Origin of the sequence: Teichococcus rhizosphaerae (assembly GCF_002631185.1) — a bacterium.
Taxonomy (GTDB): Bacteria; Pseudomonadota; Alphaproteobacteria; order Acetobacterales; family Acetobacteraceae; genus Pseudoroseomonas; species Pseudoroseomonas rhizosphaerae.
In genome coordinates this window covers 1-689 of record NZ_PDNU01000020.1, presented here as the reverse complement: position 1 = coordinate 689, position 689 = coordinate 1, and the positions used below count along the sequence as shown (strand labels likewise).

Below are 689 nucleotides of genomic sequence, written 5' to 3'. Positions count from 1 at the left end.
AGGGCCTGCAGGCCGGCGCGCACCACCTCGGCCAGGTAGGCGGCGGCGAAGAGGATGATGGCGATCTGCGCGCGCAGCAGCTTGTCGATGTTCATGCCCTCGGGGAGGAAGAGGGGGAACATGACGCTGGCCATGAACAGCAGGGAGATCAGCGGCACGCCGCGGATCAGCTCCACATACAGGATGCAGAGCGTCTTGATGGCGGGCATGCGCGAGCGCCGGCCGAGCGCCACCAGGATGGAGAGCGGAAAGGCCAGGGCGATGCCGAAGGTGGCCAGGATCAGGGTGATGACGAGGCCGCCCCAGCGCTCCTGCGGCACGTAGGAGAGGCCGAACACGCCGCCCCACATCAGCACGCCGATGAGCGCCAGCGTGGCCAGCCAGACCAGCGCCAGGGCCGGGCGCCAGAAGCGCCGCATGGCGGAGACGATGTAGAGCCCGATGAACAGCGCGACGCAGACGGCCGGCCGCCAGTGCTCCTCATAGGGGTATGTGCCGAACAGGATGAAGCGGTGCTTCTCGGTCACCACCGCCCAGCAGGCGCCGGTGCCGTTGAGGGCGCGGCAGGCCTGGGTCTGCGCGCCCTGCGCCGTGACCGGCACGGACCAGATGGCGTTGACGAAGGCCCAGTCGATGAAGCCCATCGCCCAGCGGATCAGCAGGTAGCCCAGCGCCAGGGTGACGGCGGT

The 689-nt window shown here is 69.2% G+C and carries 1 protein-coding gene; it reads right to left on the bottom strand.

All coding sequences use genetic code 11. The features are described 5' to 3' along the window. Positions 1 to 689, bottom strand: a 689-nt coding sequence (locus tag CR162_RS11845) for an ABC transporter permease subunit (RefSeq protein ID WP_141563141.1), incomplete at both ends; no start/stop codon positions are given.